The 504-nt window shown below is 50.2% G+C and carries 1 rRNA gene; it reads right to left on the reverse strand.

Annotation, left to right across the window (positions count from 1 at the left end):
* A 23S ribosomal RNA gene (locus tag V514_RS0117575) occupies nucleotides 1-504 on the reverse strand; the annotation flags it as partial.

The raw sequence follows: 504 nt of genomic DNA on the forward strand, positions 1-504 counted from the left end.
TCCACAGCTTCGGTGAATCGTTTAGCCCCGATACATTTTCGGCGCAGCGTCACTCGACCAGTGAGCTATTACGCACTCTTTAAATGATGGCTGCTTCTGAGCCAACATCCTGGTTGTCTAAGCAACGTCACATCCTTTTCCACTTAACGATTACTTGGGGACCTTAGCTGGTGGTCTGGGCTGTTTCCCTTTTGACTACGGATCTTATCACTCGCAGTCTGACTCCCGCGTATAAATCATTGGCATTCGGAGTTTGTCTGAATTCGGTAATCCGGGATGGACCCCTAGTCCAAACAGTGCTCTACCTCCAAGATTCTTAGCCGCGAGGCTAGCCCTAAAGCTATTTCGGAGAGAACCAGCTATTTCCAGGTTCGATTGGAATTTCTCCGCTACCCACACCTCATCCCCGCACTTTTCAACGTACGTGGGTTCGGGCCTCCAGTAAGTGTTACCTTACCTTCACCCTGGACATGGGTAGATCACCTGGTTTCGGGTCTACAACCA

The sequence above is a fragment of the Kurthia huakuii LAM0618 genome, from assembly GCF_000505545.1.
GTDB classification, from domain to species: domain Bacteria; phylum Bacillota; class Bacilli; order Bacillales_A; family Planococcaceae; genus Kurthia; species Kurthia huakuii.